Here is a 21,701-nt window from a genome sequence, read left to right as displayed (position 1 = left end):
CTGCTTTATAGTTAATGTCTTCAATTAAATCTATTGCTTTTAACAATAAATATTATCCGCGTAGCATCGGGTTACGTGCAGTGATTTTTGTTGTATTGTTTTTTTGTGCCTGTAGCTACAATAATAAAGATGATGGCAATTATTCCAAACCGTTTACAGCCATTTTTGATACGATCAATAATTACCAACAATTAAAGAGCCGTCAGTCTGCGGGCACCCGGTACCTCGATTCAGCATTTAAACAAATTAAAAACCCTTTTACAAATGATAGGTTCCGTTTTTACGGCCTTCATTTTGTGTACGAAAGGAAAGTTACCCATAACTCAAAAAAGGCCCTTGCTTATGCAGACAGTATGCTGGCTGTGGCTAAACAAAGTGTTACCCGGCATCAATACCAGGTTAACTATGCCGAGGCCAATTTTGCACTTGGCGACGCCTATTTTGACCTATCGCAATTTAGCAATGCATATAAGTGTTTTTACCAGGGTTATTTTATAGGTAAAAGGCTGCTTAATAACCAGATATTGGCCGAATATACTTACAGAATGGGAATGGTGAGTTTTAAGCAAGCGCACTATCTTGATGCAGCTGCCTATTTTAAACTGAGTTATAACCAAAGCCAGAATTTTAAAAACGGTTTTAAGACATTTTATCAACGGCAGGAGTTGCTGGATAATATTGGCGAAAGCTATAAAAATGCAGGAAAAACAGATAGTGCAGCTATCTACTTCAAAAAAGCACTTGAATATATTGATAGCAATAATGCAAGATTTAGCAACCTGGCCGGAATGCTGGAGATTGCCCGTGGCGTGGTTTATGGCAACCAGGGAGATATGGCTTTAATGACTGGGGATTATGCGCAGGCCGAGCAAATGCTCAAAAGCAGCATCGCCATAAATTTAAAAAAAGGGAATGATAATAAAGACGCTCAATTAACCGAAATAAAGCTGGCGCGGATGTACCTGGAGCTGAACCGGCAAAATGATCTTTACCTGTTGCTCAAAAAACTGCGCTCCCAACTGGATAGCCTGCCTAATAACGATGCCGAAACCAGTTGGAATTACCTGATGAGCAAATATTGTCAGCAAAAAAATGATAGCAAAGGAGCCCTTATCTATTTAAAAAGATATTCGGCCCAAAAAGATTCATTGGTAAAATTAGACAATTCGCTTAAGCGCACGGATGTAACAACCCAACAAGCTAATTACGACAAGCAAAGCGAGATAGACAGCCTGAAAGATTACAATAAGCGACAACTGATTTTCATTTATTTTGCTGTTTTATTATCCATTATGGCTGTAATTATCATATTCCTGATTTTCAGAAACATGAAACAGTCGAAAAGAGATGTATTGGCCATCAAGGTGTTAAATGACCAAATAAATTATCAAAAGAAAAACCTGGTAAAAACCCTAAATGAATTGCATAGTGGCAGCCGGGAAAAAGACCGTATCCTGAGAACCGTGGCACATGACCTCAGGAACCCGCTTGGGGGCATTGCCGCATTGTCTGCAGCCATGATTGAGGATAATTATACGCCCGATCAGCAGGAAATGCTCACTCTTATCAAAGAAACCTCGTACAATTCGCTCGAACTTATAAATGAAATATTAGAAGCTACCAACTCGGGTACGGCGGCTCTGAAAAAAGAATGGGTTGATATCAACGCACTGACAGCCAGTAGTGTAGAGTTATTACGCTTTAAGGCTGCCGATAAACATCAGTCGATAAATCTCAACCTGCCTCCAAATCCGGCCCAGGTGTTTATAAGCCGCGAAAAAATATGGCGTGTTATCAGTAACCTGGTTACCAATGCTATAAAATTCAGCCACGATGGTAGTAGTATTACAGTGGGTGTTAAAAACCAGGAAGAGGGCATTAAAATTATTGTAAAAGATAGCGGAATAGGCATTCCCGACAAATTGAAACAACAGGTTTTTAATATGTTTACTGATGCCAAACGGGTTGGCACCGCAGGCGAAAAATCATTTGGGCTCGGCCTGTCTATTTGCCAGCAAATTGTAGAAAAACACCACGGCCGCATTTGGCTGGAAAGTACTGTAGGCGAAGGCACAACTTTTTATGTTTTCCTGCCTTTTGAGGATAAAGAAACTGTATTGAACGCCGTTTCATAAACCTCCATTACGTGTATTAGTGTTTTATCACAGATAAATTAAATGTAAAAATGCTGCACTGAAATATTTTATTTAAGTTTAACCAGTATTTTATATACCTAACCCAGGCCCTGGAGTAACTAAATTAATGTTCGAGTCAAAAAGCATAATCCAAAACAGGTTTTACAGCATATTACTGTTTAATTTTTTTTTAACCTACGTCAGTATTGCTTTTTTTTCCTGCAACAGAACTACAAATACCATATTATCTTCAAAAGTATTTAATAAGGTGCTCGACTCGGCAAACCGCATGAGCGATAATGGTCAAAAAAATTCAGCATTGCGTTATCTTGACTCGGCATATCGGCATTCAAAAAATCTCGATTTGCTCCAGACGTACAACTACTACAGGTTTAATTACAACTATTTTTATTACAACAAACCCGACAAAAACCGGGCAATGCTTTATGCCGATAGCATGCTTAATTTGTTTGATACACCCGGTAAAAAAGAAAAATACACTACAGAATACGGTCAGTCGTTTTTTTACAAAGGCGATGTTTTATTTGATCAAAACAAGTATAACGAAGCCTACGTAAATTTTTATCGCGGCAAGGTAATTGGGAGTAATGGACTGGATGAGTGCGTATTGAGCGATTATAGCTACCGCATGGGAATGATCATGTACCGGCAGGAGCATTTCAGGTTGGCAGCTGCCTATTTTAAAAACAGTGCAAAAGAAGGTGCCGCATGTTCAGATAATTTTGGCAGTTTTTACCGTATACAGGAACTAACCGACAATGCGGGCTTAAGTTACAGTTCTATAAACATGACGGATAGTGCACTTTTTTTTTATGAAAAAACACTTAAGTATATTGATGAACACCAGGCATTATACCGCGACAGGCAGGAAATGCTTGATGCAGCCCGCGGGGTTGTATACGGCAACCAGGCCAATATTTATATCGGGCTTAAAAATTACAATCAGGCAAAAACATTACTAAAAAAAAGTATCGGTATTAATTTACGAAAAGGCTACGATAACCAGGATGCACAATATACCGAATTGAAGCTGGCTGCTGTTTATAATACTTTGAACCAAACCGACTCGTTGATTAATATATTAAATGTAATAAAAAAGCAGTTTGATTATTTAAGCCAACAGGATGCCTGGGCCGATTGGAACAACCTAATGGCTGAATATTTTGTAAAGAAAAACAGGCATGACGAGGCCCTTAAATATTTTATAAAATATGACGCCTTAAAAGATTCCATTAATCAAAAAAACAAAGCGTTAAAGGAGGCCGATATTGCCGAACAAATAAAGCGGTTGGAAAAAGACAATGAATTTGACAGACTTAAGAAAAATAGCCAGCAGCAAAATATTTACCTGAACGTAACCGTAATTTTTGTTGTAATGCTGGTGATGATTATATCGCTGATATTCCTGAACTGGCAAAAATCAAAAAAGAACATTGTTACCCTGGGTGGGTTAAACCAACAAATAAATGATCAAAACACCCACCTTGAAGATGCCTTGAACGAGCTTAAATTAAACAGCCGGGAAAAAGACAGGATTTTGCGTACAGTAGCACATGACCTGCGAAACCCTATTGGCGGCATTGCTTCGTTAACTACCGCTATGGAAGAAGACGATTACACCGACGAGCAGCGGGAAATGCTCAACCTGATTAAGGAAACTTCTTTTAATTCATTAGAACTGATAAACGAAATATTGGAGGCTACCAATACAGTTAACGCAGAGTTAAACACAGAGCCCGTTGAGATTAATGCTTTGCTCACCAACAGTGTGGAACTACTGCGTTTTAAAGCTGCAGAAAAAAATCAGGTTATCGGTCTCGGGTTGTTAGCAAAACCGGTTGAGCTAAATATAAACCGTGAAAAAATATGGAGGGTTGTAAGTAATTTGATAAGTAATGCCATTAAATTCAGTCCGGCCGGTGCCACGGTATTGGTTAAAGCCGAAGAATTTGAAAATGAAGTACAAGTCTCGGTGAAAGACAACGGCATTGGAATTCCCGATAAACTAAAAAGTCAGGTTTTCAATATGTTTACCGATGCTAAACGTCCGGGAACCGAGGGCGAAAAATCATTCGGGTTGGGGCTCTCCATATGCCAGCAAATCATCGAAAGCCACAAGGGACGTATTTGGTTTGAAAGCGATACCGAAAATGGCACTACATTCCACTTCTCGCTTCCAAAGTAAGCTCCTGTTGTTTAATTGGCCTTTTTAAAAATTCTGCAAACCATTTACCGGATGTTTTAATAATCCGCTTTTGTGTGGTATGATCTACATGTATAAGCCCAAAGCGTGGATGATATCCCTCGGCCCATTCAAAATTATCAGTAAGCGTCCAAACAAAATAACCGTTAACGTTACACCCTTCATTTTTGGCTTTCAAAACCTGGGTTAAATAATCCTGTAGGTACTGCAGTCGTTTAGGGTCGTTCACTTCGCCATCAGTAACCTCATCTGGGAAAGCCGATCCATTTTCTGTAATAATTATATTTTTTACCTGCGGGTAAGCCGCAAACTTTTTTATCATGTGATAAATTGCCGGGGGGTGAATTTCCCAACGCATTGCTGTTAATTCAACCTTACGGTTTTCGGCTTTAACAATGCTGGCGCTCACATAAGGGGTAAAAAAAGAATATTTAACAATTTCGCGCGTATAGTTTTGTACGCCAATAAAATCGAAATCAAATTTCATATTGTCTTCGTCGCCCGGCAATATATATTTTTGAATTCCCTTTAAAACAGGCAAATCTTTCACCGGGTAACCCAGCCCTAATAAAGGTTCGATAAAAAGGCGGTTTATCAAAGCATCAACCCTGACTGCCGCCGCCACATCACGTGGTTTATCTGTCAATGGCTCTACCAGCGAACACGAAAATGTATTACCAATTTGCGCATCCGGTAACAACTTGCGCAGTATTTTTGCCCCCGCAACAATGCTTAAAACAACGTGGTGTATTACCGACGTAAAACTCCGGATGCCACTACGGCCTGGCGCATGAATACCAAAAAAGTAGCCCGCTCCTGTAAAAACAACGGGCTCGTTCATTACCATCCAGTATTTTACGCGGTCGCCAAAACTTTGCGCACATAGGGTAGTAAATTCGCCAAACCAGGCAATTACATCCCGATTTGCCCACCCTCCTTTTTGCTCAAGCACCAATGGCAAGTCCCAGTGGTATATAGTTACCCAGGGTTCTATACCCTGCTCAAGGCAATAGTCAATAACCCGGTTGTAATAATCAATGCCGGCCTGGTTAATTGTGCCGGTACCATCTGGCAACAAACGTGTCCAGGATATGGAAAAACGAAAATTTGGAATATTTAGCTTTTTTATCAGATCGATATCTTCTTCGTACCTGTTATAAAAATCGCAGGCGTGGCGCGCATGATCATCATTTAATATCTTGCCTTTTTTTTCGGTAAAGTTATCCCAAACAGATTGGCCCTTGCCATCGGCATCATGGGCGCCCTCAATCTGGAACGCAGCAGTAGATACGCCCCAATTAAAATCGGGGCCAAAAAGTTCTCTGTTCAGAGCTGTATGCTGTGGAGTGAATTTCATTAAATGGACTACGAGGGTCCAAAATTGCAATAATATTTACGAAAATGGGATATAAAGTTACAATATTAATGAATGAAAGATGATTTCATACTTTTTAACATCATCCATTCCTTTATACCGCTAATGAGCCTTGAAAACACGTTGATAAATTTCATGACCTTGTTTTTTATTTATCTAAAGGTACTGTGCAGATATATTGTAAATGTAACAACTATATTATCAAATTGTTAAACACTAATTTCACTAACGCGAATATTATCAATTGAATCTAATTTCACTAATCAAGGCGGTCAGCGCACAGGCAACATCACTTAAATGATGAAATGATGCTTTTATAATTTTTAATTCGTGTCTATTCAATTCGTGGAATTCGATTCAATTGGTGAAATTAGTGTCTATGAAAAACTATTTTATAAAAATGTTTAAATACAGCTATTTCGCTAACCATGCTTTGTTAAAAGCAATTGCAGAAGCAGGCAATCCCAGGGGGCCTATAAAGTTGATGTCGCATTTGCTTGCCGCCGAACGCCGTTGGCTGGATAGGGTAAACGATGTGGAGCCCTACCCTAATGCCGAATTATGGCCAAAGGATTATACTATTGAGCATTGCATGCACCTGGTAAACGAATATCATGAAGAGTGGCTTGGTTTCCTGGGTAAAATTACCGAAGAAGGTTTGAACAGGGTTATTGTTTACCAAAACGCATTGGGCAATAATCAAACTTCGGTAACCGACATTCTTATTCACGTAATTAACCATGGTACGCACACCCGGGCGCAGGCCGGTCAGCAATTGAAACTTAGCGGTGCCGAAACCTTACCAATTACTGACTATGTTTATTATTTAAGGCAACTAAATAGCTAACATTAATGGGTTTATTTACAATATTTGCCAATACAAAACGCAACCATGAAAAAATATATCGGGATTGTATTAAGCCTTACCATTATACTGGGATGTGCCGATAATAAAAAACAGGAAAAATTACTATTAGATAGCGTTATTGCCGTGCATGACAAGGTAATGGCCAATGACGAGCACTTGATGAAAAACAAAATGTTGCTGGATAGCCTGGTTAAAAACGTACCCGACATTAACGATTCGGCAAAGGTATGCCTTAAGCTGGTTGACGATGCCGACGGTGCCATGAGCGATTGGATGCATAAGTTTGATGTGGAGAACAAAGGCAAATCGCACCAGGAAATTATTGATTACCTAAGTGATCAAAAAAAGAAAATCGCGGCTATTGATGTTCAAATCAGCAATGCGATAACAGAATCAGACAAATATCTTACCCCCAATAAAAAATAAATGCGCAAGTTAATTTTGGGCATTATCGTATTATCGGTTTTAAATGCCTGTAACAACAAACAAAACAAACTGCCTATTTTAGGCAACCGCGAACCTGTTACTAAAACTGTAGATGGCAAATCGGTTGTAGATACAGCATACGCTACTATTCCCGATTTTAAATTTGTGAACCAGTATGGTGATACCATTACACAGAAAAGTCTGGAGGGGAAAATTTATGTAGCCGATTTCTTTTTTACTACCTGCCCTTCTATTTGCCCGGTAATGCACCGCAACATGCTCAATGTGTATAAAGAGTTTAAGGCCGACAATAATTTCCGAATCATATCACACACCATCGACCCTAAATATGATACCGTTCCGGTACTTAAACGCTATGCCGATAAAATGGGGCTAAGTGGTAACAACTGGTGGCTTTTGCATGGCGATAAAGGCAGCACTTATACTATTGCCAAAAGCTACCTGCAAACCGTACAGGAAAAAAATCCCGCGGGCCAATACATTCACGATGGCTTTTTTATACTGATAGACAAACAAAAGCGCATTCGTGGCACCTACGAAGGCACCGACCCCAAAGAGGTTGATAAATTAATTGCCGACATAAAAATATTGAAGGCCGAACCAGAACAAGCCACTACGAAATGAAATTGAAAGTAACAGGTGGTATTTTATTACTGTTAATGGTAGTGATGTTTTCATGTCAGAATGATGGCCAGATTGAATTTAACCGCTATTATTCGGGTGGCAGCGCCATTTACCTGGCGCATTGCGCCAATTGTCACGGCAACAAAGGCGAGGGCCTGCAGGCATTGATACCACCGCTTACAGATTCAGCATATCTAAAAAAGAATAAAAACGTTTTAGCTTGTTTTCTTAAAAATGGGCTGAAAGGGAAAATCAGCATCAATAACAAAACTTTTGAGGGCGAAATGCCGGCTGATAGCCTCGCTCCCATCGAAATTGCCAAGGTTCTTACTTACGTTACCAACTCATTTGGCAACAAATCAGGCACAATTAATTTGCAGCAGGTACAGGGCGATCTGGCAAAATGCCGGTGATCAGGTTCGGGGTGCCGGTTGCCAGGGTCGGGTTTCTGGCGGATAATTAACTAATGCTCATTTTTTTTGCAATACACGAACCTGGCTCCCCGAACCCCGACCCTGATAATAGCAAGAAAATCCTTACCTTTACCCCGCAAAACGTTCTATCGCTGCTAATTTATTAGCGGAGGAAAGTCCGGGCAACACAGAGCATCCTGCTTCCTAACGGGAAGGCGCCGGCAGCCGGCGACAGCAAAGTGCCACAGAGAAAATACCGCCACGGTGCAAACCGGGGTAAGGGTGAAAACGTGAGGTAAGAGCTCACGGCTTTTTCGGGCGACCGGAGATGACGGTAAACCTCAGGAGTTGAAAAACCAAATAGGTCTTGAAAGTGGGGCTGCTCGCTCCCGCTCGCCAACTTGTTGGCGACGTTAAGATGGGTAGGTTGTTTAAACCTGTCAGCAATGGCAGGGCCAGATTAATGATAGAAGTTGCCTTTACGGGCAATACAGAACCCGGCTTACAGATTTGCTGCTGAATTATATAACCCTTTCCTGCAAACAGGAAGGGGTTATTTTTGTTAAAAGCAAAAAGTGTTTGTTTTTCTATACAAATCTATATATTAGCAACAGAACAATTACTACCTATTACATATATAAAAAATGGCAAAAATTTTAATTATTGATGACGAACGGGCAATACGCAGCACTTTACGTGAAATTCTGGAATATGAAGACTATGAAGTTGAAGATGTAGATAACGGCGTTGACGGCCTGCAACTGATTGAAAAGAAAGATTTTGACCTGGTACTTTGCGATATAAAAATGAACCGGATGGATGGCATGGAAGTGCTTACCGAAGGTTTGGCACTAAAACCAGATTTGCCTTTTATCATGATAAGCGGCCACGGCACCGTTGAAACAGCCGTTGAAGCCAGTAAAAAAGGCGCGTTTGACTTTATATCGAAACCGCCTGATTTAAACCGGCTGCTTATTACCGTACGTAACGCGCTTGATCGCGGTAGCTTGGTTGTAGAGGCCAAAGTATTAAAGCGGAAGGTATCTAAGGTTCGCCCGATATTAGGCAACTCGCAGGCCATTCTTAAAATAAAAGAGACTATAGATCGTGTTGCCCCTACCGATGCCCGTGTACTGGTTACCGGTGCAAATGGTAGCGGGAAAGAATTGGTGGCCCGCTGGCTGCATGAAAAATCGCATCGCTCAAACGCACCCATTATTGAGGTTAACTGCGCCGCTATCCCGTCTGAATTAATTGAAAGCGAATTGTTTGGGCATGAGAAAGGCTCATTTACATCGGCAATTAAACAACGCATAGGTAAATTTGAATCGGCAAACGGTGGTACACTTTTTCTTGACGAGATAGGCGACATGAGCCAATCTGCCCAGGCCAAAGTATTGCGCGCCTTGCAGGAAAGTAAAATAACCCGTGTGGGCGGAGAAAAAGAAATTGATGTTGATGTACGCGTTGTAGCAGCTACTAACAAAGACTTGCTCAAAGAAATTGAGGCCGGAAATTTCCGTATGGACCTTTACCATCGCCTCAGCGTTATATTAATTCATGTACCGCCGTTGGTTGAAAGGAAGGATGATATTGCATTACTTACCCAAAGTTTTCTTGATGAGATATGTAATGAATATGGTATGCCGGTTAAAAAGATATCAGACGCGGCCCTTGATGCTCTTAAAGCATTACCATGGACTGGAAACATCCGCGAATTGCGAAACATGGTTGAACGTTTGATAATTTTAAGCGATAAAACCATTACCGACAACGACGTGCGGGCATTTGCCAATCCATCGGCACCGGTTGCTGCTGTGGCAGATAACAATACCGCCCCGCAAACCGATTTCGATCAGTTCAATAATTTCCAGGAATACAAAGACTTTGCCGAACGGGAATACATCAAATTCAAGCTGGAAAAAAACAATTGGAATGTATCAAAAACTGCTGATGATATTGATATTCAGCGTAGTCACCTGTACAGTAAGATTGAGAAATTTGGTTTAAAGCGCGGCGAATGAGAAAACTGGTATTGTTTTTAATGCCGAAATTGTTTTTTAATACAAAAAACACTAAGTTTGCGTCATGAATTTAAACAGGTCATTTAGTAATTTCTTTAGTTCGGTTGAAAAATCGTTCAGGGAATAGCTATATACCTAAAATATATAATATAAGAGCCCTGTATCAAACGATATGGGGCTTTTTGTTTTGGTAAAGTAACTCAGAGGTAGAGTGGCACATTGAAGATGTGCAGGCCGCTGGTTCGATCCCAGCCTTTACCACAAAAAAAGAAGATTGGCCGAGAGGTAAGGCAGCAGTTTGCTAAACTGTACAAGGTAATACTTGCATTGGTTCGAATCCAATATCTTCTGCCTGGGTAGATAGCGTCCATGGGGACAAGCGGTCTTGAAAACCGTAGCGGCGTGTAAGCGCAGGGTTCGATTCCTATATCTACCGCAACTGCATTGGTTTTATTCGCTGTAAAATAGTAATATTGTGCAAACCAACCATTATGAAGCTTTATTATACCTTATTAATCTGCGCAGCTGTACTATCGTCATGTAAGCAAAAAGAGACCCAGGCAAATCCAAAACCAGATCAGCCGCTTATTGGCACGTGGCGTTTAATTAACAGCAAAAGCATCGCAAAAGGCGATACCGTAACCACTACCCCGTCAAAAGATGAAGAGATGGTTAAAATTTTTAACGGTACCCACTTCGCTTTCTTTACTCACGATCTGATGCATGGTAAAACCGCAAAGCCTGTTTATAGTTCGGGTAGCGGCACTTATACCCTTGCAGGGAATGATTATGCCGAACACCTGGCGTATTGCGATGCCCGTGAATGGGAAAACAGGGATTTTAAATTTACCGTTCAATTTAAAGGAGATACACTTATACAAAGCGGTGTTGAGAAAATAGATAGCCTAAAGATAGACCACATCATTATTGAAACCTATGTTAAGTTAAAATAGAAAGACATATGATTTCCTAAAAAAAGCTCAAAAGGAATTTTGGGCTTTTTTTATGCTGTTACTTCTGTGATGTTATAATAAACAATTAACAAGGCGATAAATAAATGTATCAAATAAAATTTGCCGGGCAAATGAGGTTGCGAAACAAATACTACTGCTTAAGCGTAAAACTCAACAATCTTTATAACAATTAACCTTTAAACCCAGTCCGGCTAATGGCTTACTTACCGCGCACATCCCCATGCGGGTTTCAATATATGGCTAAATACTTTTGCGCTGTTAATCCATTTTTAAACCGCTTCAGGCGGTATTTTTCATGACCATCCCCCTCAGTAAAAAAGATAAAAATGATTTATCAATTTAAATTCCATTTGGCCGTAGCCATAAGCGCTATGTTTTTAAACAACTGTCGGCCCGATAAGGTTTCGCCTAAAACCAGCCTAAATATTAAGGATACCGTAGCTATCGATCATTCGCTAAATGATACAACTAATATAGCCAACCCTACTCCGTTGAAAAATATGTTTGGTATAAACTCCTATGAGTGGAATTTTTTACAGGACCCGGCTAACCCCAATGTAAAAACAATTTACGAGGCCAACATGTCGGTTATCAAATCATTCAGCGCTGTAAGGCACTACATGAACTGGAATAAGCTGGAAAATACGAAAGGCGACTATACTTTTAACCCAACCAATAACGGAGGCTGGAATTATGACCTGATATATACCCGCTGTAAGCAGGAAAACATTCTGGTATTGGCCGATATGAAGAATTGTGCCAGCTGGTTAGTTAACACCTACCCTACCGGGATGCAGGATTTAGATAACGTTCCCATACCTTATGGCCAAGACAAAACTGCTCCGGAAAGCTATATCGATCAGGCCAAAGCCGCATTTCAATTTGCGGCACGATACGGATATAACACCGCTGTTGATCCGGTACTTGTGAAAGTAAACTCCAAACCACGTTGGCCTAATGATCCGCCGAATGTGGTAAAAATTGGCATGAGCCTGGTAAAATATATTGAGTGTGGTAACGAATGGGACAAATGGTGGAAGGGGCCGGCCACAAAACAAACACCGGAAGAGTACGCGGCCAATTTATCGGCTTTTTATGATGGAGATAAGGGCCGCCTGGGCAACAACGCTGGTGTAAAAACTGCCGACCCCGGCATGCAGGTGGTGATAGGCGGTCTTGCTACTTGTGATGCTGCTTTTGTACAAAGGATAATAGATTGGTGCAAAACCAACCGGGGGTATCGTACTGATGGCAGCGTTAACTTATGCTTTGATGTTATCAACTACCACTTTTATAACAACGATGGCGATATTTTAACACACAGTAAAGCCACAACCGGAGTAGCTCCCGAATTATCAAAAGCGGGTTCACTCGCCAACGCCTTTGTTAAACTGGCAAATTCACTAAAAAACCCACCAGAGGTTTGGGTTACCGAATCTGGTTACGATATTAACCAGGGAAGTTACCAAAAAGCAATCGCCATTGGCGATAAACCGGTTTTGATAACCCAGGCCGACTGGATATTAAGAACGTCGCTGTTATACATAAGGCACGGCATCAAACGCGTTTTTTATTACCAGTTATTGGATGATACGCCTGATTCAAATCTTCAATACGCTACTTCGGGTTTAGCCACTGATGGTAAACGCAGGCCCGCCGCCGATTATTTATTACAGGTTAATAAACTAATGGGCGATTTTACCTACCGGTCAACCATAAATGCTGATCCGATAGTTGATAAATATGTTTCGGGGTCAAGGCAAATGTATATTTTGACAGTGCCAGATCAACGACAGCGAACTGCAACATATATGCTTAACCTGGGAACACCCAAAGCTAATATTTATACTTTGAAGCCGGGATCTGAGGCAATGATATCCTCACAAGTGAATACAACAGCCGGCAAACTTTCGGTCAAAGTAACTGAAACACCCACATTTATTGAGGGTATAAGTCAATGATTTTATAAAAGGGCAGTAAGATTATCGCGAACCAGTTTAATATAACCGCCGCCAAAAAGATTTACGTGCAGCAATAGCGGATACAAGTTCCACAACTTAATCCGTTGTTGCCATCCTTCCTGCAGTGGAAAGTTATGATTATAGGCTTCATAAAACTGCCTGTCGAAACCACCGAATAAGGTTGTCATAGCTATATCAAACTCCCGGTTGCTAAAACTAACAGCCGGATCTATCAGGTAAGGCTTTTCATGAACATCTATCAAATAATTGCCGCTCCACAGGTCGCCGTGAACAAGGGCCGGCGGTTCTTCAGTAAACAAACCAGGAAGTTTTTGATAAAGTAGATCAAATAAACGTAAATCATTATTTGTAAGCAGCTGTTTTGTTTGAGCTATCCTTATCATTGGTTTTAAACGCTCTTCTATAAAAAAATCGTTCCAATACTTATGAGGCTTATTGCTTTGCCGAAGTGAGCCCATGTAATTATCGGTGTCGAAGCCAAAACTATGAGATGTATGCCTATGCATTTGGGCAAGTTGCTCGCCCAGCGTATCCGATGCTTTTTGTGTACTATGCCCTGGCGATATCCATTCTATCAATAAATAGCTTTCGGTATTAGTCTCGCTTTGTAACAAAACTTTTGGCACAGCTATAGTTTGGGTATTGCGGATAGTTTCCAGGCCTTGTACTTCAAGGTTGAACATGCCTGGAAAATTAAAACGGTCATTAATCTTCAGGACAAAATTATCGCGGGTAGCTTGCAGGTGGTAAACATGGTTTATGCTTCCACCACTTAAAGGTAAAATGTTTGAAATTTTGGTGCCAATCTGCTTTTCAATTACGAGTATTACATCATTAACGTTATGCATCCTATCCTGCTTTTTTTTACAATAATTATTAACGATTGAGTTTCCGTAATTATGTTGAGCTTGCCTTAATCACAATTTAAATTAAAGAGGAAATTCTGTATTTGCACCAATAATACAAGCAGAACTTTGTACCCTAATAAGAAGCTAAATACAGGTATAGTATTGTGCTACTTTAATTAATACATTGAACCGGGTTTTGTAAGGCGTATGTTGCGAAAAAAACAGGTCATAAATTCTGGCCTGGTCAAAAACTTCATAAGTTTGGGGTTACCACAGATCATTATTTATTCCCCCTGTTAATCAACAGCTGCATTACCTGTTCGCGTAGCTGCCTGCTTATAGGCACCCGGTGTGCTCCTACATCCAGAATATTGCCATCAATTGAGCTTACCTTATCGTATGCCACAAAGTACGATTTATGAGTTTGCAAAAACTTACGTTGCGGTAATCTTTCGCCAAAAGCTTTTAATGTACTGTGGGTGATGATCTTTTTATTGACGGTTTGTATTACCACATAGTTTTCCATACCCTGCACAAACAACACCTCATCAAAAACAACTTTTTCAAGCTTGCCTTCGCTCTTCACAAACATATATCCAATTTCAATACCGCTACTCCCCTTTTGATCAAAATAATCTTTGGCCTTAAACGCCGCTTTCATAAATCGCTCAAACGAGATGGGTTTTAATAGATAATCCAGTACATCAAGGTCAAAACCATCTGTGGCATATTCCTTGAACGCCGTGGTAAATATCACCTTTGGCGGATTTTGCAACGATTTTATAAATTCAACCCCTGTTAAGTGCGGCATCTGGATGTCTAAAAAAAGTAGATCGACGGGCTGTTGCTTCAGCATTTCACTAAGTTCCATCGCGTCCTCGCATTGCGCCTTTAAATCAAAAAAGCTGGTCTTTTCCACATAACCCTGCAAGCCCCTGCGCGCAAAAGGTTCATCATCAGTTATTATACAAGTTATTAAGTTCATAGGTTAAATTCTACCACTAATTCTGCCGAAAAACGATTTCCTTCACGACCAACAGCTAACATGTGTTTATCCGGATACAATAGCTGCAAACGGCGTCGTAAATTCTCTAACCCAATACCAGTATAGTTTTCGTTAGATTGTATTTGTGCCGGTACATCATTAACTGTAGCAAAAATAAATTTCCCGTCATTAATATTTGCACTAATGCTGATTTCAAAATTGCCACCCGCGTATTTGAAAGCATTTTCGACCAATGGAAGCAGTAGTAATGGGTAAATTGGCTGGTTTGTTAACCTTTCATCAAAACAAACATTAAGCTTCAATTTACTGCTGGCCCTTATTTGCTGGAAGCGGATGTAGTTTTGCAGGTATTCCAATTCGTGGCTTATAGGTACCTGTTGCTGCTGATCGTAAAGTTGATATCTTAACAAACTGGAAAGTAATTCTGTACTTTGCTTGGCCGCCGGCACATCCTCATCCATCTGAAAATAAATGGTGTTTAAAGCATTAAATAAAAAGTGCGGATGATATTGGGCTTTCAAAAACTTAAGTTCGGTTTGTAACTGGTCAGTAGTCAACTTTTCCAGTTGAACCTTGTTGGCAATGTAGGCCTTTAACCATGTGCTGCTACGTGCTATCCCATAATAAATAATGGCATATAAGGTTGGTATCATGGTAAGGTCTGCCAGATCACCCCAGGATAGGCCGTCGTCAGTTAATGCAGCCATTGGAGTAAATATCAGGTTCACCAAAACCAGGTTAGCAAACACCAGTATAATTAATTCTCTCACTACTCCCCGATAATTAAACTGCAGTGGCCAGCGCCTGTCATAAAACCGAAAGAGCCACTCAAATAAATATATGCCTGCATACCCCACCAATACACTGCAGCTCATTTCAAGGACATTTAAACCCCAATCTCTTTTCCAAAACATTTCATCATGTTCAGTATCATGCAGCAGCCTTACGGTAAAATATACCAGCAGGCCATATAACGCGGGAGAAATATATTTGCTGAAAAACCTCATAGAGAAAAAGAGTCAAGAGTTAAGAATCAAGATTTAAGACTAAGGCCGTAATTTGATGTTGTTTAAGGTATGATAATTGTTTTTACTATGCAAATTTGCTTACTTGTCGCTCCCGAATTCAGACCGGGGATGATGCAAGCGGCTCCTGAATTATTACAGATCCCGGATCAGTGTTTTTGTCTTGATTCTTGATTCTTAACTCTTGACTCTCTTTCTCCAAAGGTTTCATACCAAATAGGAACCGGGTTAAAGCGTAGGGCCGTACAAATAAATGGTAAGTAAGCACCGTTACAAAAAAGGTAATGCCCACAGTGTAAATATATTTTGAAAGAATACTTTCATTTTGCATTTGTACAATGTAATATACAACCAAAACGATCACCGTTTGATGCAGGATATAAAACGGATATACCGCCTGGTTAAGATAACTGAGCGTTTTATGGGGGCGGTTAAGGTAACGTTTACCATAGCCCACTAATGCCAATACCCAGCCCCATGCAATTGTTGGCCTTAAAGCAGTAAAGGCATATGAAAACCCAATATTTTGAAAATGCCAACCGGGATGCTCTGGTTCAATGCCATTCCAGCGCATTACTTCCCAGGTTACCAAACTCAAAAAACCGATAGTTAAAGAAAAACGGCGGTTACGCTCAAGGCTATCCATTAGTTTGGGTTGTACAATACATATAAAGCCGGCCAGCACAAAAAACAGCCAGTAAACAAAATAGCATCCGTCATGAATCAGGTCGTTTGTTTCGGGTAATTGCCAGCTTAAAAACGTAAACCAAATGATACCTGGCAACATGAGCAGGTAAACCCATTTACCATGGGCCAGGGCTGCAAGTTTAGTTTTAAAGCCATCGCTTTTAGGCGAAACCATCCAGGCAAATACTGGTGCAAATATTAAGTCGTAAATAAACAGGTAAGCAATAAACCAAAGGTGGTGCCAGCTAAAACTGCCTTTAGGGTAAGGCACAAAATTAAATACACTTGCGTAAAAGTGCCAGTAGCTGCCGTGGTAACCATTTGCCAGCCGCTCCATATAAATTTGAGGCGGTACAATGATAAACATGCCCACGAGTAATGGAATAAACAGCCTGCGGAAACGTAAGCCGATGAAGTTTAAAGTAGATCGCCGCTGCATCATGTAGTAACTCACGGTACCAGAAATAAAAAAGAGCAGCGGCATGCGAAAAAGGTGCAAAAAATGATTTGATTCCATCATCAGGTTACTGGTTTGCGCATTTTTTATATGCCAGCTATCTTCGGCCACATAAGGCATGGCCGAATGAAAAAATAATACCCCCAGGATTGAGATGATCCTTAACCAATCGAGGTAAGTTTGTCGTTGTGTGGTTTCCATAAAGCTTTCTTTTTTATCAAAAGAAGCAACTTGACGTAACCCTTTAAAATTACTTTGACCAATGGTAATAAACCTTTGACCAACGGCGTGGGGAAGAGGCAAGAATCAAGAGTCAAGAGTCAAGAATTAAGACAGGAGAATTGCATGATGCAAAAACATGTTTTTTTTCGCAAATCAAAAGCACTCTCCTTGGGAGAGAGTTGGATGAGGCTCTTACCCTTTCAAAAACGGGTTAAAATTCCTTGTACCAATTTCCATACCTGCCGCGCGGCAAATAGTTTTATCACCAAATTTAAAGTTGATGTTATCCATGGCCTGGTACAGGCGAATGCGTTCCTCATTATCTTCAAAAAGATTAATCTGGTACCGGCCGCTGGCCAGGTTACTCAGCCTTACCCCTATCAGCCGGATGGGCCGGTGCTGGTTCCAGGTTTTTTTCAAGAGGTTTTTAACACCCGGCAACAGGACATGCTCTGCCGCTGTAAGGGCTATTTTTTGTTGCTGGGTATGGGTTTCAAAATTGGCATACCTTATTTTTATAGCCAGGCACGATGCCAGTTTATTCTCTCGCCTAAGTTTGGATGACAGCTCTTCGGTCATTGAAACCAATATCGTTTCAATCGTTCGATGGTCATTTACATTGATATCGAATGTATGTTCTGTCGAAATAGATTTACGGTCGGAATGTGGGATGATCTCACTATGATCTATCCCATGCGCTTTTTCCCAAAGGAAAATCCCTGCTTTGCCAAAAACAGTTTCTAAAAACTTAAGGTTGGCGCGTTGCAGGTCGCCAATTTTTTCAATACCGTATTGATAAAGCTTTTGAGCTGTGCTTTCACCAAGGCCAGGAATTTTGTTGATAGACAATGGCGCCAGGAATTTTAACTCTTCGCCGTGCTTAATAAACAGCTGCCCGTTTGGTTTTGAGGCGTTGGTAGCCATTTTAGCCACCGTTTTGCCCGATGCCATACCGAATGAAATAGGCAGGCCCGTTTCTTTAATAATACGTTGCCTAAGGTTTGATGCAACCTGGTAGCAATCATAAAATCTATCCATACCAGTAAGGTCGATGTAAAACTCATCAACCGACGATTTCTGAAATAGCGGCACCGAGTCCTGGATAATATCCGTAACCTCTTTGGATGCCTCGGAATAGCGGCCATGGGAACCGCGTACTATAGTGGCATGCGGGCAAAGCTTCATGGCCTGTTTCATTGGCATGGCCGAGTGAATACCGAATTTACGGGCCTCATAACTACAGGATGCAACTACACCCCTATCAGCCGAACCACCAATAAGCACAGGAATACCAATAAGCGCCGGGTTAAACTTACGCTCTACCGACACAAAAAAAGAATCGAGATCGATGTGTACGATATGTCGTTTTTGATCCATGAAACAAATTTGCTAATTAATTTGGTATTTTGCTAATTATATTAGTATTTTTGATTCACAGAAATTTAGAATATGAGGATGTACGAAGATCATTTAATGCTGCTTTCGCCACCAGAGATAATCAGGGCCGAAATTGCACGCTATAAAAAAGCATCGGCAAGGCTCATTGGAGATTATCAAAGCATGAACTCGCCTGCTCATATTTCTATCCAGCATAAGGAACGTCAGAAACCGTTCATGACCGATAGGAACATTGAATTCTTAGAAACAGAATTGAGAAGCTTGCCGCCGGTATTGCTGCATATTGATGGTTTTGGCAACTTCCCCCATCTGCACGGTAAATTCACCATTTATGCCGCTATACGGTCGACACCGGCAGTTGATGATTGGTTTAGCCAGCTAAAGAAAAAACTAAAAATAAAAAAAGCACTTACGCCGCATATAACTATTACCAGGAATATAGCAGAAAAGGATTTTAATATTCTGTGGCCTCATTTCAGGCATAAAAAACTGGTTGAGCCATTCTGGATAAACGCGCTTACCATAGTTAAACGAGATACGTTTGACCCATATGCCAAATGGGAGTTTTTTAAAGCCTTTGAATTTAAAAATGAGCAAGGCTTTATTGGTACCGAAAACATTGAGGCCGGCCGGATTGAAATGGCCGGCCAGGATCAGACCAGTTTATTTGAAACAATTTAATCAGCAATTATATGAATTCGCCATTTTTTCACTTCGTATTGTCCTTGCCCGATCATGTTAATACCGAGATTGTTAAATTGAAAAATGAAGCCCGGCGGGTAATCGGCGATTACCCCGGCATGGGGTCGAAGCCCCATATAACTACCAACAATTATCCAAAGCACCCTATTCATGTGCATGACCATGGCTTTTCGATGTTTGAGCGCAGGTTAACGGCTTTACCGGCAGTTGTTTTTGAGATAGATGGCTTTGATTGCTTTAACGAAAACAACGGCTATAACAAAACCATTTACGCCAAGCTGAAGATAAGTGACCATAATACCTACTGGCTTAAATTATTGTGGGATATAGTAGGCAAAGGCAGCGGAACACCACACATTACCATAGCACGCGGACTTACCCCTGAACAGTTTAATTTACTTTGGCCCTATTTTCAAAGGAAAGAGTTAAAAAAAAGGTTTGTGGTATCAAAATTTACCATTTTAAAAAACCTGGTTAACTCCGGCACGTCTGTGTATCGCGAATTTGAGTTTAAAGGTTCGGCCGATTCATTAAACAGCGTTTACCAGGATTATTTAATGCGGCATGTAAAAAACACAACTGCCGTTAATAAACAAATCAGCCTTTTTTAATTTGGATATGAGCCTTAAATATTATCTGACTGTATTGTCTCCGCCAGATCGTATTGATCAAAAGATAAATGCTTTTAAAAAGGCGTGTTTTAACCGCATAGGTAATTTCCAGGGGATGAATTCGCGTGCGCATATTACTTTGGATATTAACAGCGATGAAGTAGATCCCGGCTCACAAAAACCCAAACTTATCGGCCCTTTTTATGATATGGTCGATTTTATAATCAGGCGCACTATAATTGTACATAACATCAGGATCACCGGGTTTAACTTTTTCTCGCACGGGCCAGCTTTCCGTACCATTTATGCCGAAATAGAACTGGATAAAGAAACATCCGATTGGTTTACCGCCATTAAGGATTTGCTGATGATAAAAAAGCTCCATCCACACATTACCATTGCGCGTAAAATACCGGTAGAAGCATTTAATATGCTATGGCCGCATTTTGTAAAAATTGAATACAAAGATGAGTTTTTAGCAGATGGTATAACCGTGTTGGAAAAAGAAGTCGACACAAAATTTGATAGCTATAAAGTATATAAAAAAATCCCTTTTGACAGAAAACTGGCCGTGGCATAAAAACTTGATATTAAATAAAAAACCTAAACCTTAAAATGAAACCCTGTGGCTTTAAACCTATAACCTTTTATTAATTATTACTTAACCCTAAAAATTTCACAATGAAAAAAATTTACCTCTCGGCTATTTTAGCCGCCGGCATTGCGATTTCTGCAAATGCCCAAAAATTAGAAAAACCAGAGATCGATAAGATCAAAGGTGATACCACATGGAAAACATCCGACGAAAGAATTTACACACAGTTGGGGTTTGCAACAGGCAGGTTATTATACGTTTATGCCGAAAAAATAGGAACGAGTTACGTGCTATGTTTCAGGATAGATAATATGAACGGCCCGCGGGTATGGTCTGTCGGGCCGGCCAACATTACCAATATTAAGTTTACTGATAACAGCGTACTCGACTTAAAACCAGATGCCGGTGGTGATGCCCATGTTACTTATGGCTCGCAGGCCGACCGCGTTATTAATCTGGTTTATTATAAACTGGAAAAAGATGATATCGAAACATTGAAAACAAAATCAGTATCAATTATCCGGATTGCGACTGATGGTGCCGCTAATTTCGATTACGAGATAAAACCCAAAAACGCTGACCTAATTAAAAAAGATCTTGAATTGATATTGACAAAGTAAAAAATAAAGGGGCGGTTAAATAACCGCCTTTTCTATTTCTGCCCGTCAAAAAACGCTGTAAGTTTTTAAAATACGCAGTTTTCTCGCATTCAAGGTCGGCAAAGAGCTGGGGTTTATGGCCCCTGTAACAAGGAACGGACAACAAATAAAAATCTATTCCTTTAGCTATCAGCGGGTAAGCCTTTTTTAACAATTTATTAACCTGATACGCATCCTTTTTCTATATTTGCCCCGGGGTAAGTCTTTTACGGCCAGCTCCTCTTGAACTCCCCCAGGGTGGGAACGCAGCAAGGGTAGAGAGTTGAGCGGCGCGATAAAAGTAGCTTACCCTTTTTTTTGTGCCTATATTTTTCCTGGCAAAAGCAATCCCCAAAGGGATATCAAAAAAATCCGAAATCGAAAATTCGAATTCCGAAATCCAAAATCACCCCACAATTCTCTCTTAAAAACTGCCTATCTTAGCG

Annotated in this window: 19 protein-coding genes, 2 tRNA genes and 2 other RNA genes; 17 read left to right on the top strand and 6 right to left on the bottom strand. The window is 40.5% G+C overall.

Annotation, left to right across the window (positions count from 1 at the left end; translation table 11 throughout):
- The first annotated feature begins 14 nt into the window (after positions 1-14).
- Complete coding sequence (locus FSB76_RS30320) at positions 15-2,135, top strand: tetratricopeptide repeat-containing sensor histidine kinase (RefSeq protein ID WP_147060208.1); 2,121 nt, start codon at positions 15-17, stop codon at positions 2,133-2,135.
- A 127-nt stretch (positions 2,136-2,262) separates the two neighbouring features.
- Positions 2,263-4,341 (top strand): tetratricopeptide repeat-containing sensor histidine kinase, encoded by a 2,079-nt coding sequence (locus tag FSB76_RS30315; RefSeq protein ID WP_147060206.1) that lies wholly within the window; start codon positions 2,263-2,265, stop codon positions 4,339-4,341.
- On the opposite strand, the gene FSB76_RS30310 is transcribed toward FSB76_RS30315, so the two are convergent.
- Positions 4,313-5,716 (bottom strand): GH1 family beta-glucosidase, encoded by a 1,404-nt coding sequence (locus FSB76_RS30310; RefSeq protein ID WP_147060204.1) that lies wholly within the window; start codon positions 5,714-5,716, stop codon positions 4,313-4,315. The two genes, FSB76_RS30315 and FSB76_RS30310, sit on opposite strands and share 29 nt — an antisense overlap.
- Positions 5,717-6,134: 418 nt before the next feature.
- Here FSB76_RS30310 and FSB76_RS30305 point away from each other — a divergent pair, with 418 nt between their 5' ends.
- The 10 genes from FSB76_RS30305 to FSB76_RS30260 all read left to right on the top strand — a co-directional run bounded on the left by FSB76_RS30305 (position 6,135) and on the right by FSB76_RS30260 (position 13,045).
- A complete protein-coding gene (locus FSB76_RS30305; RefSeq protein WP_158643015.1) occupies positions 6,135-6,581 on the top strand; it encodes a DinB family protein in 447 nt (148 codons plus the stop codon).
- A gap of 45 nt (positions 6,582-6,626) precedes the next feature.
- Complete coding sequence (locus tag FSB76_RS30300; protein ID WP_147060200.1) at positions 6,627-7,028, top strand: hypothetical protein; 402 nt, start codon at positions 6,627-6,629, stop codon at positions 7,026-7,028.
- Entirely contained in the window at positions 7,029-7,673 is a 645-nt protein-coding gene (locus tag FSB76_RS30295; RefSeq protein ID WP_147060198.1) for an SCO family protein, read from the top strand.
- Positions 7,670-8,086, top strand: coding sequence for a c-type cytochrome (locus tag FSB76_RS30290; protein WP_147060196.1), 417 nt, complete (start codon positions 7,670-7,672; stop codon positions 8,084-8,086). Before FSB76_RS30295 ends, FSB76_RS30290 begins: the two co-directional genes overlap by 4 nt.
- 133 nt (positions 8,087-8,219) lie before the next feature.
- An RNA gene (gene rnpB, locus FSB76_RS30285) (RNase P RNA component class A) lies at positions 8,220-8,607 on the top strand.
- Positions 8,608-8,730: 123 nt separating this feature from the next.
- Positions 8,731-10,110, top strand: a complete 1,380-nt coding sequence (locus FSB76_RS30280) for a sigma-54-dependent transcriptional regulator (protein ID WP_147060194.1) — start codon at positions 8,731-8,733, stop codon at positions 10,108-10,110.
- A 189-nt stretch (positions 10,111-10,299) separates the two neighbouring features.
- Positions 10,300-10,371, top strand: a tRNA-Phe gene (locus FSB76_RS30275).
- Between the two features lie 7 nt (positions 10,372-10,378).
- A tRNA-Ser gene (locus FSB76_RS30270) sits at positions 10,379-10,461 on the top strand.
- Positions 10,462-10,601: 140 nt separating this feature from the next.
- Positions 10,602-11,063: a hypothetical protein gene (locus FSB76_RS30265; RefSeq protein ID WP_147060193.1), complete on the top strand. Its 462-nt coding sequence runs from the start codon at positions 10,602-10,604 to the stop codon at positions 11,061-11,063.
- 347 nt (positions 11,064-11,410) lie between these two features.
- Positions 11,411-13,045 carry a hypothetical protein gene (locus FSB76_RS30260; protein ID WP_147060191.1) on the top strand — a complete coding sequence of 545 codons (1,635 nt, stop codon included), beginning with the start codon at positions 11,411-11,413 and terminating at the stop codon, positions 13,043-13,045.
- A 2-nt stretch (positions 13,046-13,047) separates the two neighbouring features.
- Here the strand turns inward: FSB76_RS30260 and FSB76_RS30255 are convergent, their stop codons facing one another.
- From FSB76_RS30255 to dinB, 5 genes are all read right to left on the bottom strand, one after another.
- Positions 13,048-13,914, bottom strand: coding sequence for a fructosamine kinase family protein (locus FSB76_RS30255; RefSeq protein ID WP_147060189.1), 867 nt, complete (start codon positions 13,912-13,914; stop codon positions 13,048-13,050).
- A gap of 280 nt (positions 13,915-14,194) precedes the next feature.
- Positions 14,195-14,899 (bottom strand): LytR/AlgR family response regulator transcription factor, encoded by a 705-nt coding sequence (locus FSB76_RS30250; protein ID WP_147060187.1) that lies wholly within the window; start codon positions 14,897-14,899, stop codon positions 14,195-14,197.
- On the bottom strand, positions 14,896-15,927 hold the full coding sequence (locus tag FSB76_RS30245) for a sensor histidine kinase (protein ID WP_147060185.1): 1,032 nt from the start codon (positions 15,925-15,927) through the stop codon (positions 14,896-14,898). Before FSB76_RS30245 ends, FSB76_RS30250 begins: the two co-directional genes overlap by 4 nt.
- Before the next feature lie 118 nt (positions 15,928-16,045).
- Positions 16,046-17,290 carry an acyltransferase family protein gene (locus FSB76_RS30240; RefSeq protein WP_147060183.1) on the bottom strand — a complete coding sequence of 415 codons (1,245 nt, stop codon included), beginning with the start codon at positions 17,288-17,290 and terminating at the stop codon, positions 16,046-16,048.
- Between the two features lie 213 nt (positions 17,291-17,503).
- Positions 17,504-18,688 carry a DNA polymerase IV gene (dinB, locus tag FSB76_RS30235; RefSeq protein WP_147060181.1) on the bottom strand — a complete coding sequence of 395 codons (1,185 nt, stop codon included), beginning with the start codon at positions 18,686-18,688 and terminating at the stop codon, positions 17,504-17,506.
- A 72-nt stretch (positions 18,689-18,760) separates the two neighbouring features.
- On the opposite strand from dinB, the gene FSB76_RS30230 reads away from it, so the two are divergent.
- From FSB76_RS30230 to ffs, 5 genes are all read left to right on the top strand, one after another.
- Positions 18,761-19,390 carry a 2'-5' RNA ligase family protein gene (locus FSB76_RS30230; protein WP_147060180.1) on the top strand — a complete coding sequence of 210 codons (630 nt, stop codon included), beginning with the start codon at positions 18,761-18,763 and terminating at the stop codon, positions 19,388-19,390.
- Between the two features lie 11 nt (positions 19,391-19,401).
- A complete protein-coding gene (locus FSB76_RS30225; protein WP_147060178.1) occupies positions 19,402-20,022 on the top strand; it encodes a 2'-5' RNA ligase family protein in 621 nt (206 codons plus the stop codon).
- A 7-nt stretch (positions 20,023-20,029) separates the two neighbouring features.
- A complete protein-coding gene (locus FSB76_RS30220; protein WP_147060176.1) occupies positions 20,030-20,602 on the top strand; it encodes a 2'-5' RNA ligase family protein in 573 nt (190 codons plus the stop codon).
- Positions 20,603-20,703: 101 nt separating this feature from the next.
- Positions 20,704-21,237 carry a hypothetical protein gene (locus FSB76_RS30215; protein ID WP_147060174.1) on the top strand — a complete coding sequence of 178 codons (534 nt, stop codon included), beginning with the start codon at positions 20,704-20,706 and terminating at the stop codon, positions 21,235-21,237.
- 234 nt (positions 21,238-21,471) lie between these two features.
- Positions 21,472-21,570: signal recognition particle sRNA small type (gene ffs / locus FSB76_RS30210), an RNA gene on the top strand.
- Positions 21,571-21,701 lie beyond the last annotated feature (131 nt).

Origin of the sequence: Mucilaginibacter ginsenosidivorax, assembly GCF_007971525.1 — a bacterium.
In the GTDB taxonomy this organism is placed as follows: domain Bacteria; phylum Bacteroidota; class Bacteroidia; order Sphingobacteriales; family Sphingobacteriaceae; genus Mucilaginibacter; species Mucilaginibacter ginsenosidivorax.
Note: the sequence above shows the minus strand (reverse complement) of the source record. Positions and strands in the feature narration are given on the sequence as shown.

What these genes read in the sequence shown, in the direction of transcription:
- FSB76_RS30320 (WP_147060208.1), top strand. Translation starts at nt 15, where the DNA reads ATGTCTTCAATTAAATCTATTGCTTTTAACAATAAATATTATCCGCGT.
- FSB76_RS30315 (WP_147060206.1), top strand. Translation starts at nt 2,263, where the DNA reads ATGTTCGAGTCAAAAAGCATAATCCAAAACAGGTTTTACAGCATATTA.
- FSB76_RS30310 (WP_147060204.1), bottom strand. Translation starts at nt 5,716, where the DNA reads ATGAAATTCACTCCACAGCATACAGCTCTGAACAGAGAACTTTTTGGC.
- FSB76_RS30305 (WP_158643015.1), top strand. Translation starts at nt 6,135, where the DNA reads ATGTTTAAATACAGCTATTTCGCTAACCATGCTTTGTTAAAAGCAATT.
- FSB76_RS30300 (WP_147060200.1), top strand. Translation starts at nt 6,627, where the DNA reads ATGAAAAAATATATCGGGATTGTATTAAGCCTTACCATTATACTGGGA.
- FSB76_RS30295 (WP_147060198.1), top strand. Translation starts at nt 7,029, where the DNA reads ATGCGCAAGTTAATTTTGGGCATTATCGTATTATCGGTTTTAAATGCC.
- FSB76_RS30290 (WP_147060196.1), top strand. Translation starts at nt 7,670, where the DNA reads ATGAAATTGAAAGTAACAGGTGGTATTTTATTACTGTTAATGGTAGTG.
- FSB76_RS30280 (WP_147060194.1), top strand. Translation starts at nt 8,731, where the DNA reads ATGGCAAAAATTTTAATTATTGATGACGAACGGGCAATACGCAGCACT.
- FSB76_RS30265 (WP_147060193.1), top strand. Translation starts at nt 10,602, where the DNA reads ATGAAGCTTTATTATACCTTATTAATCTGCGCAGCTGTACTATCGTCA.
- FSB76_RS30260 (WP_147060191.1), top strand. Translation starts at nt 11,411, where the DNA reads ATGATTTATCAATTTAAATTCCATTTGGCCGTAGCCATAAGCGCTATG.
- FSB76_RS30255 (WP_147060189.1), bottom strand. Translation starts at nt 13,914, where the DNA reads ATGCATAACGTTAATGATGTAATACTCGTAATTGAAAAGCAGATTGGC.
- FSB76_RS30250 (WP_147060187.1), bottom strand. Translation starts at nt 14,899, where the DNA reads ATGAACTTAATAACTTGTATAATAACTGATGATGAACCTTTTGCGCGC.
- FSB76_RS30245 (WP_147060185.1), bottom strand. Translation starts at nt 15,927, where the DNA reads ATGAGGTTTTTCAGCAAATATATTTCTCCCGCGTTATATGGCCTGCTG.
- FSB76_RS30240 (WP_147060183.1), bottom strand. Translation starts at nt 17,290, where the DNA reads ATGGAAACCACACAACGACAAACTTACCTCGATTGGTTAAGGATCATC.
- dinB (WP_147060181.1), bottom strand. Translation starts at nt 18,688, where the DNA reads ATGGATCAAAAACGACATATCGTACACATCGATCTCGATTCTTTTTTT.
- FSB76_RS30230 (WP_147060180.1), top strand. Translation starts at nt 18,761, where the DNA reads ATGAGGATGTACGAAGATCATTTAATGCTGCTTTCGCCACCAGAGATA.
- FSB76_RS30225 (WP_147060178.1), top strand. Translation starts at nt 19,402, where the DNA reads ATGAATTCGCCATTTTTTCACTTCGTATTGTCCTTGCCCGATCATGTT.
- FSB76_RS30220 (WP_147060176.1), top strand. Translation starts at nt 20,030, where the DNA reads ATGAGCCTTAAATATTATCTGACTGTATTGTCTCCGCCAGATCGTATT.
- FSB76_RS30215 (WP_147060174.1), top strand. Translation starts at nt 20,704, where the DNA reads ATGAAAAAAATTTACCTCTCGGCTATTTTAGCCGCCGGCATTGCGATT.